Origin of the sequence: Amycolatopsis saalfeldensis, from assembly GCF_900110575.1 — a bacterium.
Classification (GTDB): domain Bacteria; phylum Actinomycetota; class Actinomycetes; order Mycobacteriales; family Pseudonocardiaceae; genus Amycolatopsis; species Amycolatopsis saalfeldensis.
Map to the genome: position 1 here is coordinate 86,163 of NZ_FOEF01000022.1, position 20,891 is coordinate 107,053.

Here is a 20,891-nt window from a genome sequence, read left to right on the forward strand (position 1 = left end):
GTCTCCCGACCCTACGGAAGGGGGACGCGGTGGCGGACGAACCGGCAATGGGCCTGTACGGGCTGACGAAGCGCTTCGGGACCACGCTCGCGGTGGACGACGTACGGCTGGAAGTGCCGAAGGGGTCGTTTTTCGGGCTGGTGGGGCCGAACGGCGCGGGCAAGACGACCTCGCTGTCGATGGCGGTCGGGCTGCTGCGCCCCGACGCAGGCCAGGCGCACGTGTTCGGCGTCGACGTGTGGCGGGAGCCGGAGCGGGCCAAGGCCCTGATCGGCGTGCTGCCCGACGGACTGTCCATTCCGGAGCGGCTGACCGGGCGGGAACTGCTGACGTACATGGGACTCCTGCGCGGTCTCGCGCCGGACACGGTGGCGGAGCGGGCGCAGGAGCTGCTCGGCGTGCTGGAACTGCTGGAGGCCGAGCGGACGCTGGTCATCGACTACTCCGCGGGCATGCGCAAGAAGATCGGCCTCGCCATGGCGCTGCTGCACGGCCCGCGCCTGCTGGTGCTCGACGAGCCGTTCGAGGCCGTCGACCCGGTTTCGGCCTCGACCATCCGCACCATCCTGCAGCGGTTCGTCGGCTCGGGCGGCGCGGTGGTGCTGTCCAGCCACGTGATGGCGCTGGTCGAACAGCTCTGCAGCCACGTCGCGGTGATCACGCGCGGCCGGGTGGTGGCCGCGGGCGCCGTCGACGAGGTCCGCGGTGAGGGCAGCCTGGAGGACGCGTTCGTGCACATCGTGGGCGGGCGCACCGGCGGAGCGGAAGGACTGTCGTGGTTGGCGTCCTCGTCCGACTGAAGCTGCGCGTCCTGCGCAATTCCCTGAGGGGCCGCCAGGTCGCCGGCATGCTCGTCGGCGGGGTGTTCGGCCTGCTCGGCGCCGCGGGGACCCTCGTGCTGGCGATCGTGCCGATCCACGGGCCGCAGGTGACGGTCGACCTGCTGACCTCGGTGTACGCGGTGTGGGTGCTCGGCTGGGTGCTCGCGCCGGTGGCCACCGGCGGCGGGGACGACACGCTGCGGCCGGAGCACTTCGCGCTGCTGCCGATCGGACGCCGCAAGCTCGCCGTCGGCCTGCTGGCCGCGAGTTTCGTGGGCGTGGCGGCGGTGGTCAGCCTGCTCGCGTTCCTCGGCCTGTTCGTCTACGGCCTGCGCCTCGGCGTCGGCCCGGCGGTGGTCGGGCTCGTGTTCACGGTGCTGCAGCTGGCTTTCGCCGTGTTGCTCTACCGCGTGGTGATGGCGGCGCTCGGCGCGCTGCTGACCTCGCGCAAGGGCAAGGAGCTGGGCATCGTCCTGGTCGCGCTCACCGGGCTTTCCGGGGTGGCGCTGAACTTCGCGCTCAACAGCCTGGGCCCGGCGATCGTGAACGGCACGGTGCCCGGCTTCGTCGGCGTGGTGCACGTGCTGCCGTCCGGCTGGGGCACGCTCGCCGTGCGCGCGGCGGGCGACGGCTCGTGGGGCACGGCCTTCGGCCTGCTCGCGGCGATGGTCGCGCTGCTCGCCGTGCTCGTCGCCGCGTGGGGCGCGTTGCTGACGAAGCGGGTGACCAGCCCGTCTTTCAACGGCTCCTCGCGGACCCGGGTGAAGGAGCCGGGCTCGCGGACCCGGCGGAGCCTGCTGCCGGCGACGCCCGTGGGAGCGGTGGCGCGCAAGGAACTCTGGACGTGGCGGCGGGACGCACGCCGCCGGGTCGCGCTGCTCTCGACGCTGCTGATCGGCATCGTCGTCACCGTGGTGCCGGCGCTGTCGGGCGGCAGCCGCCCGGTGCTGGTGCCCTACCTCGGCGTCGTGGTGATCCTGTTCTCCTGCATGCAATCGGGCAACCTCTACGGCTTCGACGGCAGCTCGCTGTGGCACACGCTGATCGTGCCGGGCGCCGAGCGCGCCGACATCCGCGGGCGGCAGCTCGCGTGGGCGCTGATCGTCGCGCCGGTCGCCGTGCTGCTGGCCGCCGTGCTGCCTGGCGCGGTGGGCAAGCCGGGCGCGTACCCGTGGGTGCTCGGCCTGGTGCCGGCGTTGCTGGGCGCGGGCGCGGGGGTGCTGATGCTGCAGTCGGTGTTCCTGGCGTTCCCGCTGCCGGACCAGCGGCGCACCTCGAGCCCGTGGTCGTCCGGCGGCCGCCCCGGCTGCGCCCGCCTGCTGATGATGTTCGCGACGATGCTGCTCATGGTCGTCGGCGTGCTGCCGGTACTGGTGCTGGGACTGGTCGGCGCGCTGGCGGACCTGCCGGTGCTGCAGTGGATCGGCGTGCCGGCCGGCATCGTCACCGGGGCGCTGCTCGCGTGGTGGTGGGGCGGCGTCGCCCAGCGGCGGCTGGTCAGCCATGGGCCGGAGCTGCTGGCCACGGTGAGCAAGGAACGCTGACACCGTCCACTATGGACACTTAACGACTCGGGAGGCCCCCTTGCCCACGCGTACCGACCAGCTCCGCCTGGACGACGGCACAGCCGGCCTGCCGGTCTGGCTGCCCGCATCCGGCCGTGGCCCGGGACTCGTGCTGATCCAGGAGATCTTCGGCCTCGACGCGTATCTCGCCGGGGTCGCCGAAGACCTCGCAGCGCTCGGTTACGTGGTCGCCGTGCCGGAACTGTTCCGGCGATTCGCCCCCGGCTGGTCCTCGGCGCACGACGAGGCCGGCGTGACCCGGGCGATGGAGGTCTCCGGCGCGTTCGACCCGGCGCGGGGACTCTCGGACGTCCTCGCGACACTCGCCCACCTGCGCGCCCTCCCGGAAGTGACCACCGGTGCCGGTGTCCTGGGTTTCTGCCTCGGCGGCTCCCTGGCCTTCTCCGCCGCCGCGGCCGGAACCCCGGACATCGCGATCTCCTTCTACGGCTCGACGGTGGCCTCGGACCTGGCGTCACTGGCCGAGGTGACCTGCCCGCTCCAGTTCCACTTCGGCGGGCAGGACCCGTTCATCCCGCGCTCGGACGTGCGCGCCGTCGAGGAGGCCGTGGCTTCCCATCCCGGAGCGGAAATCCACGTGCAGGAAGACGCGGGGCACGCGTTCCACAACAACGTGGCCCCGATGTTCCACAATCCGGAGGCCGCCGCCCGAGCCTGGGAGCTGACCACCGGGTTCCTGCGGCGGGCCTTGCCGGCCTGAAGCCTGCACGATCGCGGAAACCACCACCGCGATGATCGACAGGATCCGGGCGCAGACCTCCCTCGGCCGGTGCGCGCCGTTCCGGTGCTACACGCGCCGAGTGCGGTCCGCGCCGATGGCGACGCCGACGATCGTGCAGGTTCCGGTGCCGTGATTGCGCCAAGCGTGCCGCGTGCCGTTCTGGACGACCGCGTCGCCGGCCCGCAGCACCACCTGCTCGCCCTCGTCGAGTTCCAGCGTGACTTCACCCGAAACGACGAGGACGTAGTCGATGCTGTCGGTGGTGTGCATCCCGGGAACGCCGGGCTCCATGACGGCCGGCGCACCCGGCATCTGCCGTTCCAGCTCGGCCATGGCCTCGACCGGGTCGAGATCCGGAGACGGGACCAGCTCGCCCGGCGGAATCGTGTTGATCATGAACCGGGAGCCGTCCCGGGGCGGGTACCACGCCTCGGCGCTCCCCGGTGAGCCGTCGTCCGGGAAGGTCGGCCGCTCGTCACGGCCCCACAGCCGGTACGCCGCGCAGCCGGGCATCAGCCCGGAAGTGATGGGCCGGACGGCACTGTCGTCGACCACCCGGGCCCTGCCTTCGGAGTCGTGCCCGGTGACGACCCGGCGAATCTTCTGGTGGTCCATCAGCGCTCCTTGATACGGCGGCGTATGGATACGCCACCGTATCCCGCAGGCGGTGAACTCGTCAATACGGTGACGTATCCTGCTGCCCGTGGTGAACGAGTCGAGCCGCCTGTCCGCCCGGGATTGGGCGCGGGCCGCGCTGAAGGCGATCGCAGACGGCGGGCTGGCCGCGGTCGCGGTCGAACCGCTGGCGCGGACGCTCGGCGTGACCAAGGGCAGTTTCTACGCCCACTACCGGAATCGGGACGAGCTGATCACGGCGGCGCTCGAGGAATGGGGACGCAGCCACGGCACCGAGGGACTCACCGAGTTCGCGGCCATCACCGATCCGGCCGAGCGGTTGCGCGAGCTGCTCACCACTGTCGTGCGAGCCGTCCAGCCGCTGGCGCCGTCGGTGCACCTGAGCCTGCTCGGCGACCGCAACGACGCCCGGGTCCGGAACGCGGTTCACCAGGTGAACCAGGCCCGGCTGGAACTGCTGGCGCGGACCTACCGCGAGCTCGGCCTGCCGCCGAGCCGCGCCGAGTCCCGGGCGCGGGTCGCCTACGCGGCCATCCTCGGACTGTCACAGCTGGCCCAAACCGATCCGGACGCCCCGCGCTCCGCGGTACTCGCCGAGGAGGCCGCCGCGCTCTTCCTGACGCTCGGGTAGACCCTCAACCGGACGGCTCGGCCGGGGACCACACGCCGAACCACTGCTCGGCGCCGTACTCCTCGAACCGTTCCACCTCGGTGAATCCCAGCTTGGCCGCGAGGCGCAGGGAACGGTCGTTGGCGGTCTGGGTGCAGAGCACCACCGGCTCGCCCGGAATCGCGGCGGCGAACCAGCCGAGGGCCGCCGCGCAGGCCTCGGCGGCGTACCCGAGTCCCCACGTCTCCGGGAGGAAGAGGTAGCCGAGTTCGGCCTCCCCCGCGTCGGGGCCGAGGTGGCCCAGGCGCCCGGCGTCGCGCCGGCCGAGGGTGACCACACCGATCGCCGCCCCGTCGAGAGCGGCCACGAAAAGGCCGGGGCGCCGCCTGGGCGCCCCGGGCATCGCGCGCTCGAACTCGGCCCGCGGCCGCGGACCGCCGATATAGGTGCCCACCTCAGGCGAGGTGAACAGCTCGATGACCGCCGCGCGGTCCCGCGCCTCGGGCTCGCGGAGCACGAGACGCTCGGTCCTGATCGGGCCCGGCGGCCACGCGACGGAGCCAAGGTCAGCCACAGATGCAGGCTAACAACAGCCGCCGATCAATCGTGGTAGGCAGGGAGGCGATCGTCATCGCGAGGAGGCAAGAGCTGTGCGAGCCATCGGCCTGACCGAATTCGGCGGACCCGAGGTGCTGCGGGTCATCGAGCTGCCCGATCCCGTGCCGGGCCGCGGCGAGGTGCGCGTCCGGGTGCACGCGGCCTCGGTCAACCCCACCGACACGCTGTTCCGTTCCGGCGCCACGCGCGCTCGGTTCAACGGCCGCCCCGGGCCGTACGTGCCGGGGATGGACGCGGCGGGCGTGGTCGACGCGATCGGGCCGGACACCGACACCCCGCTCCGGCCGGGCGACGCGGTGATCGCGATCGTCCGCCCGTACGAGCCGCGTGGTGGCGCGTACGCGGAGCTGGTCGTGGTGCCCGCCGCGTCGGTCGTGCCGATTCCGTCCGATGTGGACTTCCCGGCCGCGTCGACGCTGCTGATGAACGCGCTCACCGCCCGGATGGGGCTGGACCTGCTCGCCGTGCCGGCCGGTGGCACCGTCGCCGTGACCGGGGCGGCCGGGGCCTTCGGCGGGTACGCGGTGCAGCTGGCCAAGAGCGACGGGCTGCGCGTGCTGGCCGACGCCTCGCCGTCCGACACGGACCTGGTGGCGGCTCTGGGCGCCGACGAGGTGGTGCCACGCGGTGACGACGTCGCCGAGCGGTTCCGCGCGCTCACGCCGGGCGGGGTGGACGGCGTGCTCGACGGGGCGATGCTGCACGAGCTGATCGTCCCGGCGATCCGGGACGGCGGCGGGATCGCCGTCATCCGGGGCTGGGACGGCCCGGCCGGTCGCGGGATCCGGATCCGCCCGGTCTGGGTCAACGAGGGCGCCACCGACCACGCCCGGCTGCTCCGGCTGCGGGACCAGGCCGAGGCGGGCGAACTGACCCTGCGCGTGGCCGGGGTGCTGCCCGCCGGCGAGGCGGTCCAGGCACACCGGCGGCTGGCCGAGGGCGGCCTGCGCGGGCGTCTCGTGCTGGACTTCACCGCCGTCTAGCGGCTCTTTCCCTCAGACGGACAGGTCCGGCGGGGTGGTGTCGAGCAGCCGCGGATCCGGCTCTTCGCCGGACATGGCCAGCAGCCCGATCACGGCGCGGCCGAGCGTGAGCAGGTCGCGGGGGTTCTTCTTGTCCAGGCCGCCGATGAGCTGCTTGAGCACCGTCAGCTGGTCGAAGTAGATGCGCTCGGTGACGAGGTGCTCGTTCTCGTCGAAGAGGAAGTAGGCCGTCATCCTGGTGCGGTGCTTGGCTTTCGTCGGCGGGATCTTGCCGAGGTGGCCGAGATGGGTGCCCCTGAGCCAGAACTCCACGATCACGGCGTCGTGGCTGTGCCGGAGCGCGATGATCTCGTGGTCCTGGTCGGGGAAGGCGACGCGGGTGTCGTGGTAGTAGCCCCGCACCTCGCCGTCGCCGTCGTGGACGGTCATCGACGCGATCAGCTCGTAGTGCGGGTGCGGGAACGTGGACAGGGTCTGGTCCCAGTCCTGCCGGACCTCGTCGGTGAAGTGGTCGAGGACCAGTTTCTGCCGGGCCCGCAGGACTTCTTCGGACGGAAAAGCGAAGGTGGACAAGGGTTCTCCCCGATCAGGCGGGACAGGAAACCTACACTGTAGGAATATGCGGGTGACTGTATCCCTACGGTGTAGGATTTGTCCACCGCCGCCACCGGGGAGCGGAACGTAGGGAGGCGCAGATGGCCGACGGCAAGCCGCGGCGCGGTCGCCCGGCGGGCGGCAAACCGGTCCTCACCGGGGAGCGCATCGTCGCCGAGGCGCTGGTGATGGTCGAGCAGGAGGGCCTCGACGCGGTCACCATGCGGGGGCTCGCCCGGCGGCTGGGCGTCGACGCGATGAGCCTGTACCACCACATCGACAACCGGGAAACGCTGCTCAACCGGATCGCCGAACTCGTGCTCGCCGGCATCGATTTGCCGCCCGCCACCGGAGTGTTCCGCGACGACGTGCACGCGATGGCCCAGGCGTTCCGCCGCGTCGCACTCCGGCACCCGCACTGCGCGCCGCTGGTTCTCACCCGTCAGCTCGGGTCGTTCGCGGCGCTGGCCCCGGTCGAGGCGGTGCTGTCCATCCTCCGCGACGCGGGTTTTCCGCCCGGCTCGGCCGTGCACGCCACGCGTTCGGTGCTGGCCTTCGTGATCGGCAGCCTGCTGCGCGAGGTCTCCGCCGGCCCCACCTTCAGCGGCGACGACCTGGGCGGCGTCGAACGGCGCTTGGCCGAACTGCGGGCCTCGTCCCTGCCGCACGTCGTCGAAGCGGCGCCGGACCTGGCCGTCTGCGAGCACGAGGCGGAGTTCGAGTTCGGGCTCGACCTGCTGATCGTGGCGTTGGAGCGGCAATTGCAGCGGCGGTGACCACATTCCCCCGATGTCACCTTCGCCGTCCCGGCGGTGTCCTGGAGGAGTGGGTCAGGAGAGCGAAGGGACATCGTCATGAAGGCTGTCATCGTGTGCACCTCCGTTTCACACGGCAACACCAGGAGGATCGCCGACGTCATGGGCCAGGTCCTGGCGGCGCCGGTCGCCACCCCGGAGCAGGTCGATCCGGCCGGGCTCGCCGCCTGCGACCTCGTGGGATTCGGCTCGGGGACCTTCCTGGGGTCCTTCCACGCTTCTCCCGCCCGATGATCCACTCGGCGGGATCCGGAAGGGGCGACCCGATGCCGCCGATCTGCAGGCGGCGCGCGAGTTCGCCGAAGGGCTGCGCTCCCGGCTGCCGCCAAGCCCCGAACCTGGCGACAGCCGGTGACAGCTAGTTGCGGTACCGGAAGAGGATCCGGCCGCGCGTGAGGTCGTACGGGCTCAGCTCCACCAGAACGCGGTCATACGGCAGGATCTTGATGTAGTTCCGCCGGATCTTCCCGCTGATGTGCGCCAGCACGTTGTGCCCGTTCTCCAGTTCCACCCGGAATTTGGCGTCGCGCAGGCATTCGACGACGGTGCCCTCGATTTCGATGGCCGGTGTGGCCGCCATCAGCGAAGCACCAGTTCCAGGTTGCTGCCCGCGCGGCGAGCGCCGACGCCCTCGAACAGCGCCACGGCCGCCGCGTTGGATTCGTTCACGTCGGCCGACGCCGTGGGCTGCCCGGAACGGTGCAGCGAACCCAAAACCTCGGCCAGCAATGCCCGGGCGACACCCCGGCGGCGGCGGTCGGAGCGGACAGCGATCAGCCCGATCCGCGGCTGCCGGAAGGTCACCACCCGCGCCAGCCCGACGTACCCGTCGGTTTGGGCGGCCGCCGCGTACTTCGACGGGTCGACCACGGTGTCCCCGTCCGGGCGGACCAGGATCTCGGTCGGCATCTCGTGCCATCCGACGGCGGCCTCGACCTCGTCGCGGATCACGCGGTCCACCGCGCGCAGTGGGGCCTCTTCCGCTTCGCCGACGGCCAGCACCTTCACGCCCGGCGGCGGAAGCACCGAGCCGAGGCCCGTCACCCCGGGATCGGTCGGCACGAGGTATTCCCATTCACGGCGCCGGATCGTGAAGCCGGCTCGCTCCCATTGGGCCGTCAAGTCGACATCGGCCTCGTCGACCACGGTGTGCAACGGCTTGGGCAGGCCGGGCAGCATCGCCTCGGCGAGCTGGTCGAAAACCTCGCGGTGCCACGCGTCGATGCTGAGGAAGACCCGCCCGTCGGGCCGGTGCGTGGCCTCGCCGCGGCCGACCACGCGGTCGTCCTCCAGCGCGTGCCAGTGCCGCTGCGCGACCCGCGTGATCAGCACGGCGCGCTCGCCCGTGCTTGAAGAGAAATGCAGTGATTCCATGGGATGACGCCTTTCGGGAGTGCCTGATCGAGGCGCTCCCGGCGACAGCTACGTCAATCGCCCGACCGTGACGGCGACAGGGAGCACCCATGCAGATGCAGCGTTCATGGGTCTCACCTCCTCGGCCGGTGTCACGGTCTCCGGCAAGGTATCGAGGCGTGTGCCGTCCCGTCCAGCCATTTTCGCCGGACCCGCGCGCGAGCGGTTTTTGTCGGTGGGTGCCGGTACCTTCGGGGACATGGCAACACTGGTGACGTTCCACGCCCACCCGGACGACGAGTGCATCGTCACGGGCGGCGTGATGCGCAAGGCCGCCGACGAGGGGCACCGCGTCGTGCTCGTCGTGGCGACGCGGGGCGAGGTGGGCGAAGTGCCCGAGGGCTTCCTCGCCGACGGTGAAGAGCTGTGGGAGCGGCGGGTCCGGGAGGTCCACGCCGCGGCGGAGGTGCTCGGCGTGAAGCGCGTGGAGTTCCTGGGCTACCGCGACTCCGGGATGATGGGCGAGCCGACGAACGACGCGCCGGGCACGTTCTGGACCGCGCCGGTGGAGGAGGCCGCCGAGCGGCTGGCCACCATCCTGCGCGAGGAGTCCGCCGACGTGCTCACGGTGTACGACGACTACGGCAACTACGGTCACCCGGACCACATCCAGGTCCACCGCGTCGGCGTGCGGGCCGCCGAGCTGGCCGGGGTCGGGCGCGTCTACCAGGCGACGTCGAACCGTGACTACATGCGCCGCGGCATCGAGGAAGCCGTCAACCGCGGCGACATCCCCGCCGAGGCGCTGCCGGACCCCGACGACCAGCGGATGGGCAAGCCCGAAGCCGAGCTCACCGCCTCGGTCGACGTCACCGCCTACCTGGACACCAAACGCGCCGCGATGCGCGCCCACCCGAGCCAGATCAGCGAGGACTCGTTCTTCCTGGCCATGCCGGAAGAGGCTTTCCGGTTCGCCTTCGGCACGGAGTGGTTCATCCGGGAGGGCCAGGGCCCGGGGATCACGGAGACGGATCTGATGGCCGGTCTGTGACGAGCCCCCGTGCGGCGGAGGACCTTGGGGCACTCTGCGGTGCGGAGGCCGCCGTCTCAGGGCAGAGTCGGAGAGGCAGGTGACCGCAGCGGGTTTCGGAGGTGAGCGACGGCTTCAGCCGAGCGCGGCGGTCACGTCCAGCTCCACCAGCTGCCCCGGATACCCCAGCTGCGCGACGCCCAGCAACGTGCTCGCCGTGGTGAACGCGGCGGCGATGTCGGAGGTGGTGAACCGCTCCCAGACGGCCGACAAGGTGGTGCGGTCGGACGTGACCACGTAGACGACCGTGCGCACCACGTCACCCGGAGTGGCGCCGGCCGCGGTGAGGGCGGCGCCGGTGTTGGCGACGACCTGATCCACTTGCGCGAGCACGTCCCCGGGCACCACGGTGGCGTCCTGGGCCAGCGGACACTGGCCGGCGAGATACACGGTGCGCCGGGCATCGGCGATGGTCACGTGGTGGTAGCCGGGCGTCGCATGCAGCGCGGGCGGGTTCTGCCGGTGGATCGTCACGACCGGCATCCTGGCCGAACCGGCCGGGTCCGGACCACCGGTTAACCGAGCCGCCCGTTACGTCCGGACCTACCCGCCAGCCCAACCCGCCCGGCCCAGCAGCCCTACTCCGCCAGCCCAACCCGCCCGGCCCAGCAGCCCTACTCCGCCAGCCCAACCCGCCCGACCCAGCAAACCCGCTCCGCCAGCCCAACCCGCCCGACCCAGCAAACCCGCTCCGCCGAGCCACCCACCCGGCCCAGCAAACCCGCTCCGCCAGACCAACACACCCGACCCAGCAAACCCGCTCCGCCGAGCCACCCACCCGGCCCAGCAGCCCCGCTCCGCCAGACCAACACACCCGACCCAACAGACCTGCTCAGCCAGACCAACACACCCGGCCCAGCAGACCCACTCCGCCAGCCCAACCCGCCCGACCCAACAGACCTGCTCAGCCAGACCAACACACCCGGCCCAGCAGACCCACTCCGCCAGCCAAACCGCCCGGCCTGACAGACCCTCTCCGCCGAGCCAACCCACTCGACCAGACCAACCCGCCGACAACCCGCCACCCAAGCCGCCCGCCTCGGCCGACAAGGCCGACCCAACCCCAATCCGACCGGCGCGGCCATGCCCAAGCCGCTCAGCCGTACTGACCCGCCGCCAAGGCGGCCGGCCAGGTGCCCGCCCCGACCCGGGCCGAGGGCCCGCCAGCCAACCCGGCCGCCGGGCCCGGCCGGTCCGGCCAGGACAGGCCAGGCCATGACAGGCCAGGCCAGGACAGGACAGGCACGGCACCCGGAAGCGGCCGGGCCACAAGCGAACCGAGCCGAGCCGCCCGACAAACCACTGGCCCAAGGGCCACCCGATCACCGGAGGAACGATGCGCCGCACAGTCGACTGGGCCGAAGGGGCCGTCGAGATCATCGATCAGGTCGCGCTGCCCGGTGAGTACCGGACGCTGCGGTTGCGGACCGTCGACGAGCTCGTTGACGCTGTCCGGCGGTTGGCCGTTCGCGGAGCGCCTGCGCTGGGTGGGGCGGGGGCGCTCGGGGTGGCGCTCGCGGCGTTCGCCGGCGGGGATGTGCGGGCCGAGGCCAAGCGGGTGGCCGAGGCGCGGCCCACTGCGGTCAACCTCAGCTGGGGTGTTGCCCGCGCGCTGGCGAAGCTCGACGACGGGCCCGAGGCCGTGCTCGCCGAGGCGCTGGCCGTGCTGGACGAGGACGAGCGGCTCAACCGCGCCGCGTCCGCGCACGCGGCGGAAGTGGTGCTCGGCGCTTCCCAGCGGCGTCCATTGCGGCTGCTCAGCCACTGCAACGCCGGGCACCTCGCCACCGTCGCCTGGGGCACGGCCCTCGGCGTCGTCTGGCATCTGCACGAGCGGGGCCTCGTGGAGTCGGTGCTGGTCGACGAGACCCGGCCGCTGCTGCAGGGCGCCCGGCTCACCGCGTGGGAGCTGGCGCAGGCCGGAGTGCCCTACCGCATCCAGCCGGACGGGGCGGCCGCCGCCGCGATGGCGCGCGGGCTGGTCGACTGCGTGCTCGTGGGCGCCGACCGCATCACCGCGAACGGCGACGTCGCCAACAAGATCGGCACCTACGGCCTCGCCATCGCCGCCGCGCACCACGGGGTGCCGTTCGTGGTCGTCGCGCCGTCGTCCACTGTGGACGAATCGCTGCCCACCGGCGCGGACATCGTGATCGAGGAGCGCGCCGCGGGCGAGCTGACGGACTTCGGTGGCCTTCGCGTGGCGCCCGAGGGCGCCGCCGTGTTCAACCCGGCCTTCGACGTCACGCCCGCCGCCCTGATCACCGCGGTCGTCACCGAACACGGCGTCCGCACGCCGTCAGCCGAAGCAGCACACCCGTGACCGGCCTCAGATGGGCGCCGAGCTGTTGTGGACGGCTCGCCTCGACTCGTACCAGGTGTCGCCGGCGGGCTCGCCGGCCAGGTTCCAGCTCCAGGAGACGGCCGGCGTGATCCGCGTGTAGACGCCCGGCCCGACCAGGCCCACCCGCTCGACCGGCGGCTCGGCGTGGCCGTAGACCCGGATCCCCCTGGCGATGAAGGGATTCAGTGACACGAGGTCGTCGATCACCAGGGAGAGCTGGTGCCGGCCGGCCCCGATGTTGCGGAACTTGCGCGTGTCCAGGACCGTCGCGCCGGAGCCGCCGACCCAGAAGAACGTCCTGTCGAACTCGAACGCGAGCGGGACCACGTCGGGCTGCCCGTCCGCGCCCACGGTCGCCACCCGCGCCAGCGGCTGCGACCGCAGGTAGGCGACCTCTTCGTCAGTGAACGACACGACATCCCCTCCCCGTACGGCGCCACACCGGCTCAGGATAAGCCCGGCCGGGCACCGGCGACCGACCGGTAAAACTCCCGATGCGCCTCGGCCGCCGCGGGCCACGTGTAACGGTGGGCCAACGCCAGCCCCGCCTCCCGAAGGTCTTCCGGGCCCGCGGAAAGCGCCAGCCGCAGGGCGTCCGCGAACTCGGACGGCGTCGAGGCGAAGCGGGCGACGCCGTCGAAGACCTCGCGCAGGACGGGCAGGTCGCGGGTCACCACGGGGACTCCCGCGGCCAGCGCTTCCATCGCGGCCAGGCCGAAGCCCTCCTTCGTCGACGGGAAGGCGAACACCGCCGCCGAACGCATCAGCGATGGCAGCTCGTCGTGCGCGACCGGGCCGAGCACCACCGGGGCCACGCCCAGTGCGGCGGCGCGCTTTTCCCACTGCGCCCGGTAATCGCGGTAGTCGAACAGGGTCTCGCCGCCCGCGACGACCAGGCCCAGGTCTGGCTCGTCGAGCCGGGCGAACGCCTCCAGCAGGTCCAGCGAGCCCTTCCGCGGCTCGATGCCGCCGACAGCCAGCACATAACGGCCCAGCCGCGAGCGCCAGTCGCCGTAGGGCGCCGAAGCGAATCGCGAAGCGTCCACGCCGTTGGGGATCACCGTGGCCCGGATCCCCCAGCCCGCCTCGACTTCCGCGGCCACCGAAGCCGAAACGCACACGTGCGCGAACGGCCGGACGATCGCCCGCTCGTGACACGCCGCCAGCTCCGGCGTGGTGAACGTGTCGAGGTGGTGCACCGTCCGCACGCACCGATCCACGGCGTTGGCCGAGATGCAGTCCTGCGCGTGCACGACGTCGTACGCCTCGGGTGTGAAAGCCGCCCGCAGCACCGAAATCGACCGCAAGATGCGCGAACCCACCGACTCGTCCACAACGTCCGGGAACGGCACGATCGACAGCCGCACACGCGGGTCCACCGGCCGGAAGAAACCGCTGTCGCCACCGCGGCCCAGCGTCCACACCGTGACGTCCTCGCCGAGCGCGGCCAGCGCCTCCGCGAGCGCCAGGGTGTGCACGACCCCGCCACGCGGCTTCGTCGAGTAGCTCAGCAAAGCGATCCGCACTTCAAGCCTCCCGGTAAACCGCCGGTTTCCGCTCCCCCAGGTGATGCAGCACGCGCCGGGCGTTCGCGATCTCCTGCGCCACGTCCAGCTCGGCCACCGCGATGCCCGCCTTCGACCAGGTGCGCGCCAGGATCTCGCCGCCCGGCCCGACCACCTTCGCCTGGCCGAGGAACCGCATCCCGCCCATCGCGCCGGTCTGGTTGGACGACACCAGCACCACCTGGTTCTCCGCCGCGCGGGCGCAGTCGTAGAGGTCGAACAGCCGTGACTGCCGGTCCTGCGCCATCCGCTGCGCGCGGTTGGTGATGCTGGTCGGCCAGGCCGAAAGGCAGGCGACGACCTCCGCGCCGTCCACCGCGAGCGAGCGCGCCGACTCGGGGAACGTCTTGTCGTAGTCGATCAGCATGCCGACCCGGCCCACTGGCGTGTCGAACGCGGTGAAGGAGTCACCCGCCTCGTACGCGATGCTCTCCCCCGGCGGCTGGTGCACCTTCCGGTGCCGCCCCAGCACGCCGTCGCCGGTCACGCAGGCCGCCGCGTTGTAGCGCCGCGGCCCGTCGGCCTCGCAGTAGCCGACGCACACGGTCATCTCCCCGGCGAGCGACTGGATCGTCTTCAGCTCCGGGCCGTCCGGGTCGAGCGCGGGCGGCAGGGCCTCGGGGTCCGGATGCCGCAGGTCGGCGAGGTAACCGCCGAGCGCCGCGTCCGGCAGCACCAGCAGGGCCGCGCCGGACTGGCGGGCGTGGTCGATCAGCGTCGCGATGCGCCGCACGTCGAACTCGAGGTCGCGGCCGAAGTGCGCGGCCACCGCGGCGATCCGGATCTGCCCCATTCACGCGACACTATCCGGGTACGCGGCGGGCCGTCGGTCGGCCAGGTGCGCCATCGACCGGCGTGCCGTGGCCAGCGCCCGCTCGACGTCCAGCCCGGCGATCGCCAAGCCCTCGCCGACGCCGGTGTCGGCCAGCACCTCGCCGCCCGGGTCGACCACCTTGGCGCCCGCGACGAACCGCAGGTCGCCGAAGGCGCCCGACTGGTTCGCCGACAGCCAGACGATCTGGTTCTCGAGCGCGCGGGCCCGGTCGAACAGGTCGAACCGGCGTTTCCAGCGGTCCTCGGCGAGGTCCGCGCTCGGGTTGGTGCGGCTGCCCGGCCAGGCGGACAGGCAGATCCCGATCTGCGCGCCGTCGAGGGCGAGCGCCCGCGCCGATTCGGGGAACGCCTTGTCGTAGCAGATCATCATGCCGAGCCGGCCGACCGGCGTGTCGAACGCGGCGAACCCTTGCCCCGCACCGTAACTGGCGTTCTCCGACAGCGGCTGGTGCACTTTGCGGTGGTGGCCGAGCACGCCGTCGCCGCTGACGCAGACGGCCGAGTTGTAGCGGCGGTCCCCTTCGCGCTCGCAATAGCCCGCCGTCACCACCAGGTCGCCGGCGATCGCGGCGAGCCGCCGGATCTCCGGGCCGCCGGGGTCCAGCGCGGGCGGCCCTTCGGCGCCGCCGTCGAGGTTCACCAGGTACCCGCCCAGCGCCGCCTCGGGCAGCGCGAGCAGTCCCACGCCCTCGGCACGGGCCTCGGCGACCAGCTTCTCGATCCGGGCGAAGTCGCCTTCGACGTCCCGGTCGAACGGGGCCGCCGCCGCGGCCATCCGCAACACGCTCATGACTCTCCCAATCCGGTGACCCCGCCGGTGACGGCCGGGGTCAGCTCACCGTCCGGCCAGCGCAGCAGCACGCCGGAGCCGGGCACCAGCTCGCCGCAGGGCGCGGTCACCGCCGCGCTCGCCGGGGCGGGCGCGCCCGCGGTCAGCATCGCGAACCCCGGGAAGCAGGTGAACCAGTCGCCCACCGTCGCGCCGGCCGGGCGGGGCACGCTCGCGACGTCCAGCACCGCGCCGCAGCCCGAGGCCTCGGCGAGCATGCCGAGCGAGCCGGCGATCCCGGCCATGGACACGTCCTTCGCCGCCGCCGGACGGGCCCGCGCGACCGCGCCCAGCTGGTCCCGCAGCTCCGCCGGGCAGCGGCCGCTGGTGGAGTCCCACTGACGGCCGGTGTAGCCGGGACGCCAGCGTCCGCCCAGGTCCGCGGTGAGCCAGACCCGTTGTCCGGCAACGCCTCCGCCACCGGGCACCGGATGCTCGGCCCGGCCCAGCGCGGTGACCGAAAGCGACGCGGGCACGCCGAACTGCGTGTGCCCGCCCAGCACCGGCACGCCGTACGCGGTGCTCGCCCGCTTCAGTCCGGAAAGGACTCGCGAGGCGAACGACGCGTCGCGCGCGCCGAGCGCGTCCAGCAGCCCGACGGGTTCGGCGCCCATCGCGGCCAGGTCGTTCACGTTCACCAGCACCGAGCACCAGCCCGCCCACTCCGGGTCGCGCTCGACCATCGACGGGACGATCGCGTCGCACGCCGCCACGAGGTCGCTGCCCGGCACCGGCACCCCGTCGTCGCCGACGAAGCCCGGCACGCCGGTGAGCCCGTGCAGCAACGGGCCCAGCGCGCTTTTGGCCGAACGGGCCAGCGCGGCGATCCGGTCGATCGGCCAGCGCATCAGCACGTGGCCGGTGCCCGCGACGGTGACCGGCCGGACGGCTGACCAGCCGATGCGGCCGAACAGCCGCTCGTAACGCGCCTGCACGGTCGCCTCGAACCGCAGCGCGCCCGCCGACTCCGCGCGTGCGCAGGCCGCCCGCACCAGCGCCGTCCCGGTGCCGTGTGGGCTGCCCGGCGCGACGACCAGCCGGCCGCCCTGCCACCAGCCCAGGTCCGGCCCGTCGTCGACCGGGCCGAGCCGGACGCCGCCGAGCACGGTGCCCGCGGCGTCGCGCGCGAGGAGGACCACCGTGCGCGGGTCCGTGTCGCGGTCGTCCAGGTCGTGCCGGTCGAACAGGCACTGGCGATCGACAAACGCCTCGTGGCGAAGCGCGTGGTACTCCGTCAATCCGCCGGAATCCGCCGGCTCGACGCGGAAGCCGGGCCGGGCGGCGACGCTGCGGACATCGCCCAGCAGCGCGAGGATGTCGTGGTCCATCTCAGCCTCCCGCCGCGCTGAGCACACTGCACGCCCCGCAGGCCGCGCAGCCCGCGCCCTGATCGGCGCCGGTCATCCCGGCCGCGCGCAGCAGCGCCGCGACGCGCCCGGTCACGTCCCGCACCAGCGAGGTGGACGGCGCCACCGCCCCGTCCCGCCGGGCCAGCGTGCCGAGCATCGGCCGCATCGGCACCACAAACGGGTAGACGCCCCGCTCGATCAGCCGGGCGGCGCCCGCGACCAGCTCGTCCGGGTCCTCGCCCAGCCCGATCAGCAGGTACGTCGACACGTGGTTGCGGCCGAACACGCGTACGGCCTCGTCCCACGCCGCCTCGTACTCGGCCATCGGCACGGTCGACTTGCCCGGCATCCAGCGCCGCCGGACGTCGTCGTCGAGCGACTCCACGTGGATGCCGATCGCCGTCGCGCCTGCCTCTTTCAGGTCAGTGAGCACGCCGAGTTCACCCGGCGGCTCGATCTGCACCTGGATCGGCAGGCCCGGCACCGCCGCCAGCACCGCGCGCACGCAGCGGACGAGATGCCGCGCGCCGCGGTCCGGGCCGGAGGTGGTGCCGGTGGTCAGCACCAGCTGCCGGACGCCGTCGAGCCGCACCGCCGCCTCCGCCACCTCGGCGAGCTGCGCCGGGGTCTTGGCGGCCACGGTGGCCCCGGCGCGCAGGGACTCCTCGATGGTGCAGAACCGGCAGCGCTGGTCCTCGCCGTACCGGATACACGTCTGCACGACCGTGCTCGCGAGCACGTCCTTCCCGTGCAGCAGCGCGATCTTCCGGTACGGCACACCATCCTTTGTGGACAGGTCGTAGAACCTCGGCCGGGCGACCGGTGCCACCGACAGCCCGAGGTCGAGCGGGCCGCGGAAGATCCGCCCGTCCCGCACGGAGTACGGGCTCTGGTCGTTCAAGGGCAGGGCGGCGTTGGCACCGTCGACGACCAGGTGCCCGTCGTCGCTCGGCCCGGCGCCCTTGCTGCGCCGCACGGGTGCGTCCATGCGCACCCCGCGGACGGCGATGTCGGCGCGGGTGTCCAGGTCGGTTTCAGGATCGTCTCGGGTGCCGGCGCGCACAGGCCCGCCCTCCTAGAACATGTACGTGGAGTTGATGATCGCGCCCTTGCGCGCGTAGTGGATCAGCGCGTCCTGCACGTCCAACGGGTGCGTCGGGATGACGCCCTCGATGAGGTCTTCTTCGCGCGCGCCGTGCAGCGAAAGGCCGAAGCGGCAGCAGAAGACCTTTCCGCCCTCGCCGATGAACGTCTTCAGCTGGTCGTTGATGTTCATCTCGCCCGGGAACGCGGCGTTGCCGGTGGTCGGGAATCCGCGGGTGGCCAGGCAGTTCAGCGAGCCGGGGCCGTAGAAGTAGATCGCGGTCTCGAAGCCCTTCCGCAGTGCGCGCGTGGCCTGCAGGATCGCGACGAAGCTCACCGAGGACTCGTGCGCGATGCCGTGCACCAGGGTGAAGTAGGTTTCGCCGTGCTCCGCCTGGTAGTCCGGGAAGACCTTGGTCCCGCCGTAGAGGTTCGATCCCTGCGGCAGCGACGGGTGCGGGATCTCGTCGAGGCTGGTCTTCTCGGTGTCGGTCAGCTCTGCCATCGGTCATTTCCCTTTCTTCGGTCCGTAAAGCACTTCGAACGTGCTCCGGAAAACGTGGCCGGCCAGCTCGCCGTCGCCGACCACCGCGGTCAGCTTGGCGAGTTCGCCGGAGTGGTCGCCCCACGGCTCGTCGGAGGCGAAGAGCACGCGGTCGTGCCCGATCCCGCGCCGGGAGACCTCCTCGGCCAGCCAGCGCGGGGTGAAGCCGATCGCCCAGGAAAGGTCGGTGTAGACCTGTTTCCCGGCGGCGATCCAGTCGAAGAAGCGGCCTCCGGCGAGTTTGATGTGCCCGCTCATGCCCCCGCCGAAGTGCACGAGGTGCAGCTTGACGTCGTCGGCATAGGCCTCGACGAGCTTGCCCACCTCGTCGATGTCCGACGCGGCGCCGGGTGAGGTGTGCACGTGGACCACGAGGTCGTTTTCCCTTGCGGTGGCGAAGATCCGGTCCAGCTGCGGCTTGCACGCCGGGTCGCTCGCGCGGCCGCCGAGCAGGAAGCTCAGCTTGAGCGCCCGCACCCCGGGTTCACCGGCGAGCTTCAACGCCGCGTCGGTCAGCGCGGCGTCCTCGGGCCGCGGCGAAACCCACAGCGCGGCGCTGATCCGGTCGTCCTTGCCGGCCGCTTCGACGCACAACTCGTTGAAGGAGAAGGCGATCGCCGGGTCGGGCACCCCGTAGTTCGGGATCACCAGCGCCCGTTCGGTGCGCTCGCGGTCCAGGTCGGCCAGCAGCTCGCCGATCGTCGCGCGCGAGCCGATGGCCGGCGCGACCGGCGGGCCGCCGTAGAAGGGATACGCGGGCAGCACCCCGAGGTGGCGGTGCGCGTCGGTGATCCAGCCACCCATCACGCCACCGTCCTCGGCGCGACCCAGTCCTCGTCGCGGGGATAGGTGGCGACGGGCGTGCCGGAGATCCAGCGGACGTCGGCCGCGCGCTCCCCCGCGAGGATGCGCCGGGCCAGGTACTCCGCGTCCGCGGCGACGCCGCAGAACCGGCCGGAGCCCCAAGTGTGCTGCCAAGGGAGGCCGAGGAAGAACAGGCCCGGGCAGCTCGTGACGCCGCGCCGGTGCGTCGGATAGCCCTTGCCGTCGAACACCGGGACGTCGATCCAGCGGTGGTCACGGCCGTAGCCGGTGCTCCAGACGACGGCGGAGATCCGCGCCGCGTCAAGGGTTCGCGGTCCTTCCGGTGGCGACCAGACCGGGACGTACCGAGCTTCCTCCGGCGCGTCCAGGCCCTGGGCGGCGATGTACTGGTCGACGGAGTCCTTGATGCCCTCGGACACGGCGTCGGCGGCGTCGAGGTTGCGGCGCAGGTCGTCGGCGAAGGCCAGCTCGCCCCGGCGGACCTCGGTGAGCCGGCCGTAGAGCTGCATCCCGTCGCGGGCGAAGGCACGCAGGTCGAGGTCGTGCCCGCCGTCGCGGCCGGTGACGTAATGGTTGGCACGGAAGCGAACCGCGTCCGCGTCGGCGAACTCCTCGATGCCCCGGGCGTAATAGCCCATGTCGTCCAGCCACGCCACCACGTCCCGGCCGCGGTACCGGCGCGCGACCCGCGGCGCGGACCCGACCGCGAGGTGCACCCGCCGCCCGGCCAGGTGCAGGTCCTCCGCGATCTGACAGCCGGACTGCCCGGTGCCGACCACCAGCACCTCGCCCTCGGGCAGCTGCGCCGGGTTGCGGTACGCCGAAGAATGCAGCTGCACGACGTCGTCCGGCAGCCGCTCGGCCAGGCGCGGGGTCAGCGGCACCTGGTACGGGCCGGTGGCCAGCACGACGTGGTCGGCGGTCAGCTCGCCCGCCGTGGTGGTGAGCCGGAAACCGCCGCCCGGCAGCTGCCGCAGCCGGGTCGCCTCGACGCCCTCGGCCAGCGGCACGTCGAACGAGCGCACGTACTCCTGGAGGTACGCGACGATCTCGTCCCGCACCATGAAGCCCTCGGGATCCTCGCCCCGATAGGGGAAACCGGGCAGCCGGCATTGCCAATTGGGGGTCACCAGGCAGAAGCTGTCCCAGCGGCGGGCACGCCATTCGTGCCCGGCGCGCTCGCGTTCGAGCACCAGGTGCCCGACCCCGGCTTCGGTCAGGCAGCGGGACATCGAAAGCCCCGCCTGGCCGCCGCCGACCACGATCACCGGCCGGTGCAGGCCGTCCAGCTGGAAATTCATGGGACCCAGTGCACCGGCGGACGATGTCCGATCCGTTTCATCCGGAACACCGCGGTGTTACCAGACTCGCCCCGGGTAACGCTTGGCCACACCCGGCGTTAACACCAGTTCCGTTGCCAGGCGCCAAAAAGGGCCCCTCCGCGGCGGCGGAGGGGCCCTTCGAGGGGGTTGCCTACGGGCGGGGGCCGACGACCTCCTTGCCCGCGGTGACCGTGATCGCCATCGCCGGGCAGGAGTCCGCGGCGTCGAGCACCGTCTCGTCCGGCTCGACGGTTTCGGCGCGGGTGCGCGCGGTCGCGCCCTCCAGCTCGAAGATCTCGGGCATCAGCGACGCGCACATCCCGGAACCGATGCAGGTGTGTTCGTCGACCTCCACGTGCCAAGCCATCG

Annotated in this window: 25 protein-coding genes; 9 read left to right on the forward strand and 16 right to left on the reverse strand. The window is 72.4% G+C overall.

The genetic code is table 11. The features are described from left to right. Positions 1-29 precede the first annotated feature (29 nt). The 3 genes from BMY97_RS36710 to BMY97_RS36720 are packed head-to-tail and all read left to right on the forward strand — an operon-like array spanning position 30 to position 3,107. Positions 30-800: an ABC transporter ATP-binding protein gene (locus tag BMY97_RS36710; RefSeq protein ID WP_091626646.1), complete on the forward strand. Its 771-nt coding sequence runs from the start codon at positions 30-32 to the stop codon at positions 798-800. Further along, entirely contained in the window at positions 776-2,365 is a 1,590-nt protein-coding gene (locus BMY97_RS36715; protein WP_091626649.1) for a hypothetical protein, read from the forward strand. Before BMY97_RS36710 ends, BMY97_RS36715 begins: the two co-directional genes overlap by 25 nt. A gap of 40 nt (positions 2,366-2,405) precedes the next feature. Next, positions 2,406-3,107 (forward strand): dienelactone hydrolase family protein, encoded by a 702-nt coding sequence (locus BMY97_RS36720; RefSeq protein ID WP_177231710.1) that lies wholly within the window; start codon positions 2,406-2,408, stop codon positions 3,105-3,107. A gap of 87 nt (positions 3,108-3,194) precedes the next feature. On the opposite strand, the gene BMY97_RS36725 is transcribed toward BMY97_RS36720, so the two are convergent. Beyond that, on the reverse strand, positions 3,195-3,743 hold the full coding sequence (locus BMY97_RS36725) for a cupin domain-containing protein (RefSeq protein WP_091626651.1): 549 nt from the start codon (positions 3,741-3,743) through the stop codon (positions 3,195-3,197). 88 nt (positions 3,744-3,831) lie between these two features. Between BMY97_RS36725 and BMY97_RS36730 the strand changes: the two genes are divergently transcribed. Further along, positions 3,832-4,395 carry a TetR/AcrR family transcriptional regulator gene (locus BMY97_RS36730; RefSeq protein WP_091626654.1) on the forward strand — a complete coding sequence of 188 codons (564 nt, stop codon included), beginning with the start codon at positions 3,832-3,834 and terminating at the stop codon, positions 4,393-4,395. A 4-nt stretch (positions 4,396-4,399) separates the two neighbouring features. Here the strand turns inward: BMY97_RS36730 and BMY97_RS36735 are convergent, their stop codons facing one another. Beyond that, a complete protein-coding gene (locus BMY97_RS36735; RefSeq protein ID WP_091626656.1) occupies positions 4,400-4,948 on the reverse strand; it encodes a GNAT family N-acetyltransferase in 549 nt (182 codons plus the stop codon). Positions 4,949-5,024: 76 nt separating this feature from the next. On the opposite strand from BMY97_RS36735, the gene BMY97_RS36740 reads away from it, so the two are divergent. Further along, positions 5,025-5,975, forward strand: a complete 951-nt coding sequence (locus BMY97_RS36740; protein WP_091626659.1) for an NADP-dependent oxidoreductase — start codon at positions 5,025-5,027, stop codon at positions 5,973-5,975. Positions 5,976-5,987: 12 nt separating this feature from the next. Here the strand turns inward: BMY97_RS36740 and BMY97_RS36745 are convergent, their stop codons facing one another. After that, positions 5,988-6,548 (reverse strand): ester cyclase, encoded by a 561-nt coding sequence (locus BMY97_RS36745; RefSeq protein WP_091626661.1) that lies wholly within the window; start codon positions 6,546-6,548, stop codon positions 5,988-5,990. 122 nt (positions 6,549-6,670) lie between these two features. Between BMY97_RS36745 and BMY97_RS36750 the strand changes: the two genes are divergently transcribed. Beyond that, the gene (locus BMY97_RS36750; RefSeq protein WP_091626663.1) at positions 6,671-7,345 is read left to right on the forward strand and encodes a TetR/AcrR family transcriptional regulator C-terminal domain-containing protein; all 675 of its coding nucleotides are present in this window, start codon (positions 6,671-6,673) and stop codon (positions 7,343-7,345) included. Positions 7,346-7,423: 78 nt separating this feature from the next. After that, a complete protein-coding gene (locus BMY97_RS48800) occupies positions 7,424-7,618 on the forward strand; it encodes an NADPH-dependent FMN reductase family protein (RefSeq protein WP_245787691.1) in 195 nt (64 codons plus the stop codon). 124 nt (positions 7,619-7,742) lie between these two features. On the opposite strand, the gene infA is transcribed toward BMY97_RS48800, so the two are convergent. After that, positions 7,743-7,964 (reverse strand): translation initiation factor IF-1, encoded by a 222-nt coding sequence (infA, locus tag BMY97_RS36760; protein ID WP_091626666.1) that lies wholly within the window; start codon positions 7,962-7,964, stop codon positions 7,743-7,745. Next, on the reverse strand, positions 7,964-8,758 hold the full coding sequence (locus tag BMY97_RS36765) for a GNAT family N-acetyltransferase (protein WP_091626669.1): 795 nt from the start codon (positions 8,756-8,758) through the stop codon (positions 7,964-7,966). The genes infA and BMY97_RS36765 overlap by 1 nt, the downstream gene beginning before the upstream one ends. A gap of 238 nt (positions 8,759-8,996) precedes the next feature. Between BMY97_RS36765 and BMY97_RS36770 the strand changes: the two genes are divergently transcribed. Further along, a complete protein-coding gene (locus tag BMY97_RS36770) occupies positions 8,997-9,788 on the forward strand; it encodes a PIG-L family deacetylase (RefSeq protein WP_091626672.1) in 792 nt (263 codons plus the stop codon). A gap of 114 nt (positions 9,789-9,902) precedes the next feature. Here the strand turns inward: BMY97_RS36770 and BMY97_RS36775 are convergent, their stop codons facing one another. Next, complete coding sequence (locus BMY97_RS36775; RefSeq protein ID WP_091626865.1) at positions 9,903-10,301, reverse strand: RidA family protein; 399 nt, start codon at positions 10,299-10,301, stop codon at positions 9,903-9,905. A gap of 862 nt (positions 10,302-11,163) precedes the next feature. Between BMY97_RS36775 and mtnA the strand changes: the two genes are divergently transcribed. Beyond that, the gene (gene mtnA, locus BMY97_RS36780) at positions 11,164-12,150 is read left to right on the forward strand and encodes an S-methyl-5-thioribose-1-phosphate isomerase (protein ID WP_091626674.1); all 987 of its coding nucleotides are present in this window, start codon (positions 11,164-11,166) and stop codon (positions 12,148-12,150) included. A 6-nt stretch (positions 12,151-12,156) separates the two neighbouring features. On the opposite strand, the gene BMY97_RS36785 is transcribed toward mtnA, so the two are convergent. The 10 genes from BMY97_RS36785 to BMY97_RS36830 form a co-directional block, all read right to left on the reverse strand. Beyond that, positions 12,157-12,585, reverse strand: coding sequence for a PPOX class F420-dependent oxidoreductase (locus tag BMY97_RS36785; RefSeq protein WP_091626677.1), 429 nt, complete (start codon positions 12,583-12,585; stop codon positions 12,157-12,159). 32 nt (positions 12,586-12,617) lie between these two features. Beyond that, positions 12,618-13,697, reverse strand: a complete 1,080-nt coding sequence (locus BMY97_RS36790; protein WP_091626680.1) for an MSMEG_0565 family glycosyltransferase — start codon at positions 13,695-13,697, stop codon at positions 12,618-12,620. Position 13,698: 1 nt separating this feature from the next. Further along, a complete protein-coding gene (locus BMY97_RS36795; protein WP_091626682.1) occupies positions 13,699-14,529 on the reverse strand; it encodes a carbon-nitrogen hydrolase family protein in 831 nt (276 codons plus the stop codon). Continuing rightward, positions 14,530-15,360 carry a carbon-nitrogen hydrolase family protein gene (locus BMY97_RS36800; protein ID WP_091626685.1) on the reverse strand — a complete coding sequence of 277 codons (831 nt, stop codon included), beginning with the start codon at positions 15,358-15,360 and terminating at the stop codon, positions 14,530-14,532. Beyond that, positions 15,357-16,727, reverse strand: coding sequence for an MSMEG_0567/sll0787 family protein (locus BMY97_RS36805; RefSeq protein WP_091626687.1), 1,371 nt, complete (start codon positions 16,725-16,727; stop codon positions 15,357-15,359). Before BMY97_RS36805 ends, BMY97_RS36800 begins: the two co-directional genes overlap by 4 nt. Before the next feature lies 1 nt (position 16,728). After that, a complete protein-coding gene (locus BMY97_RS36810; protein WP_245787692.1) occupies positions 16,729-17,811 on the reverse strand; it encodes an MSMEG_0568 family radical SAM protein in 1,083 nt (360 codons plus the stop codon). A 12-nt stretch (positions 17,812-17,823) separates the two neighbouring features. Then, on the reverse strand, positions 17,824-18,336 hold the full coding sequence (locus BMY97_RS36815) for an MSMEG_0572/Sll0783 family nitrogen starvation response protein (protein ID WP_091626690.1): 513 nt from the start codon (positions 18,334-18,336) through the stop codon (positions 17,824-17,826). A gap of 3 nt (positions 18,337-18,339) precedes the next feature. Then, the gene (locus tag BMY97_RS36820) at positions 18,340-19,179 is read right to left on the reverse strand and encodes an amidohydrolase family protein (protein ID WP_091626693.1); all 840 of its coding nucleotides are present in this window, start codon (positions 19,177-19,179) and stop codon (positions 18,340-18,342) included. Beyond that, positions 19,179-20,501 carry an MSMEG_0569 family flavin-dependent oxidoreductase gene (locus BMY97_RS36825; RefSeq protein ID WP_177231711.1) on the reverse strand — a complete coding sequence of 441 codons (1,323 nt, stop codon included), beginning with the start codon at positions 20,499-20,501 and terminating at the stop codon, positions 19,179-19,181. Before BMY97_RS36825 ends, BMY97_RS36820 begins: the two co-directional genes overlap by 1 nt. Before the next feature lie 172 nt (positions 20,502-20,673). Then, the gene (locus tag BMY97_RS36830) at positions 20,674-20,889 is read right to left on the reverse strand and encodes a ferredoxin (protein ID WP_091626696.1); all 216 of its coding nucleotides are present in this window, start codon (positions 20,887-20,889) and stop codon (positions 20,674-20,676) included. Between the last annotated feature and the right edge of the window lie 2 nt (positions 20,890-20,891).

Coding starts and splice junctions, on each gene's coding strand:
- BMY97_RS36815 (WP_091626690.1), bottom strand. CDS start 18,336: ATGGCAGAGCTGACCGACACCGAGAAGACCAGCCTCGACGAGATCCCG.
- BMY97_RS36795 (WP_091626682.1), bottom strand. CDS start 14,529: ATGGGGCAGATCCGGATCGCCGCGGTGGCCGCGCACTTCGGCCGCGAC.
- BMY97_RS48800 (WP_245787691.1), top strand. CDS start 7,424: ATGAAGGCTGTCATCGTGTGCACCTCCGTTTCACACGGCAACACCAGG.
- BMY97_RS36750 (WP_091626663.1), top strand. CDS start 6,671: ATGGCCGACGGCAAGCCGCGGCGCGGTCGCCCGGCGGGCGGCAAACCG.
- BMY97_RS36770 (WP_091626672.1), top strand. CDS start 8,997: ATGGCAACACTGGTGACGTTCCACGCCCACCCGGACGACGAGTGCATC.
- BMY97_RS36800 (WP_091626685.1), bottom strand. CDS start 15,360: ATGAGCGTGTTGCGGATGGCCGCGGCGGCGGCCCCGTTCGACCGGGAC.
- mtnA (WP_091626674.1), top strand. CDS start 11,164: ATGCGCCGCACAGTCGACTGGGCCGAAGGGGCCGTCGAGATCATCGAT.
- BMY97_RS36725 (WP_091626651.1), bottom strand. CDS start 3,743: ATGGACCACCAGAAGATTCGCCGGGTCGTCACCGGGCACGACTCCGAA.
- BMY97_RS36805 (WP_091626687.1), bottom strand. CDS start 16,727: ATGGACCACGACATCCTCGCGCTGCTGGGCGATGTCCGCAGCGTCGCC.
- infA (WP_091626666.1), bottom strand. CDS start 7,964: ATGGCGGCCACACCGGCCATCGAAATCGAGGGCACCGTCGTCGAATGC.
- BMY97_RS36765 (WP_091626669.1), bottom strand. CDS start 8,758: ATGGAATCACTGCATTTCTCTTCAAGCACGGGCGAGCGCGCCGTGCTG.
- BMY97_RS36830 (WP_091626696.1), bottom strand. CDS start 20,889: ATGGCTTGGCACGTGGAGGTCGACGAACACACCTGCATCGGTTCCGGG.
- BMY97_RS36820 (WP_091626693.1), bottom strand. CDS start 19,179: ATGGGTGGCTGGATCACCGACGCGCACCGCCACCTCGGGGTGCTGCCC.
- BMY97_RS36825 (WP_177231711.1), bottom strand. CDS start 20,501: ATGAATTTCCAGCTGGACGGCCTGCACCGGCCGGTGATCGTGGTCGGC.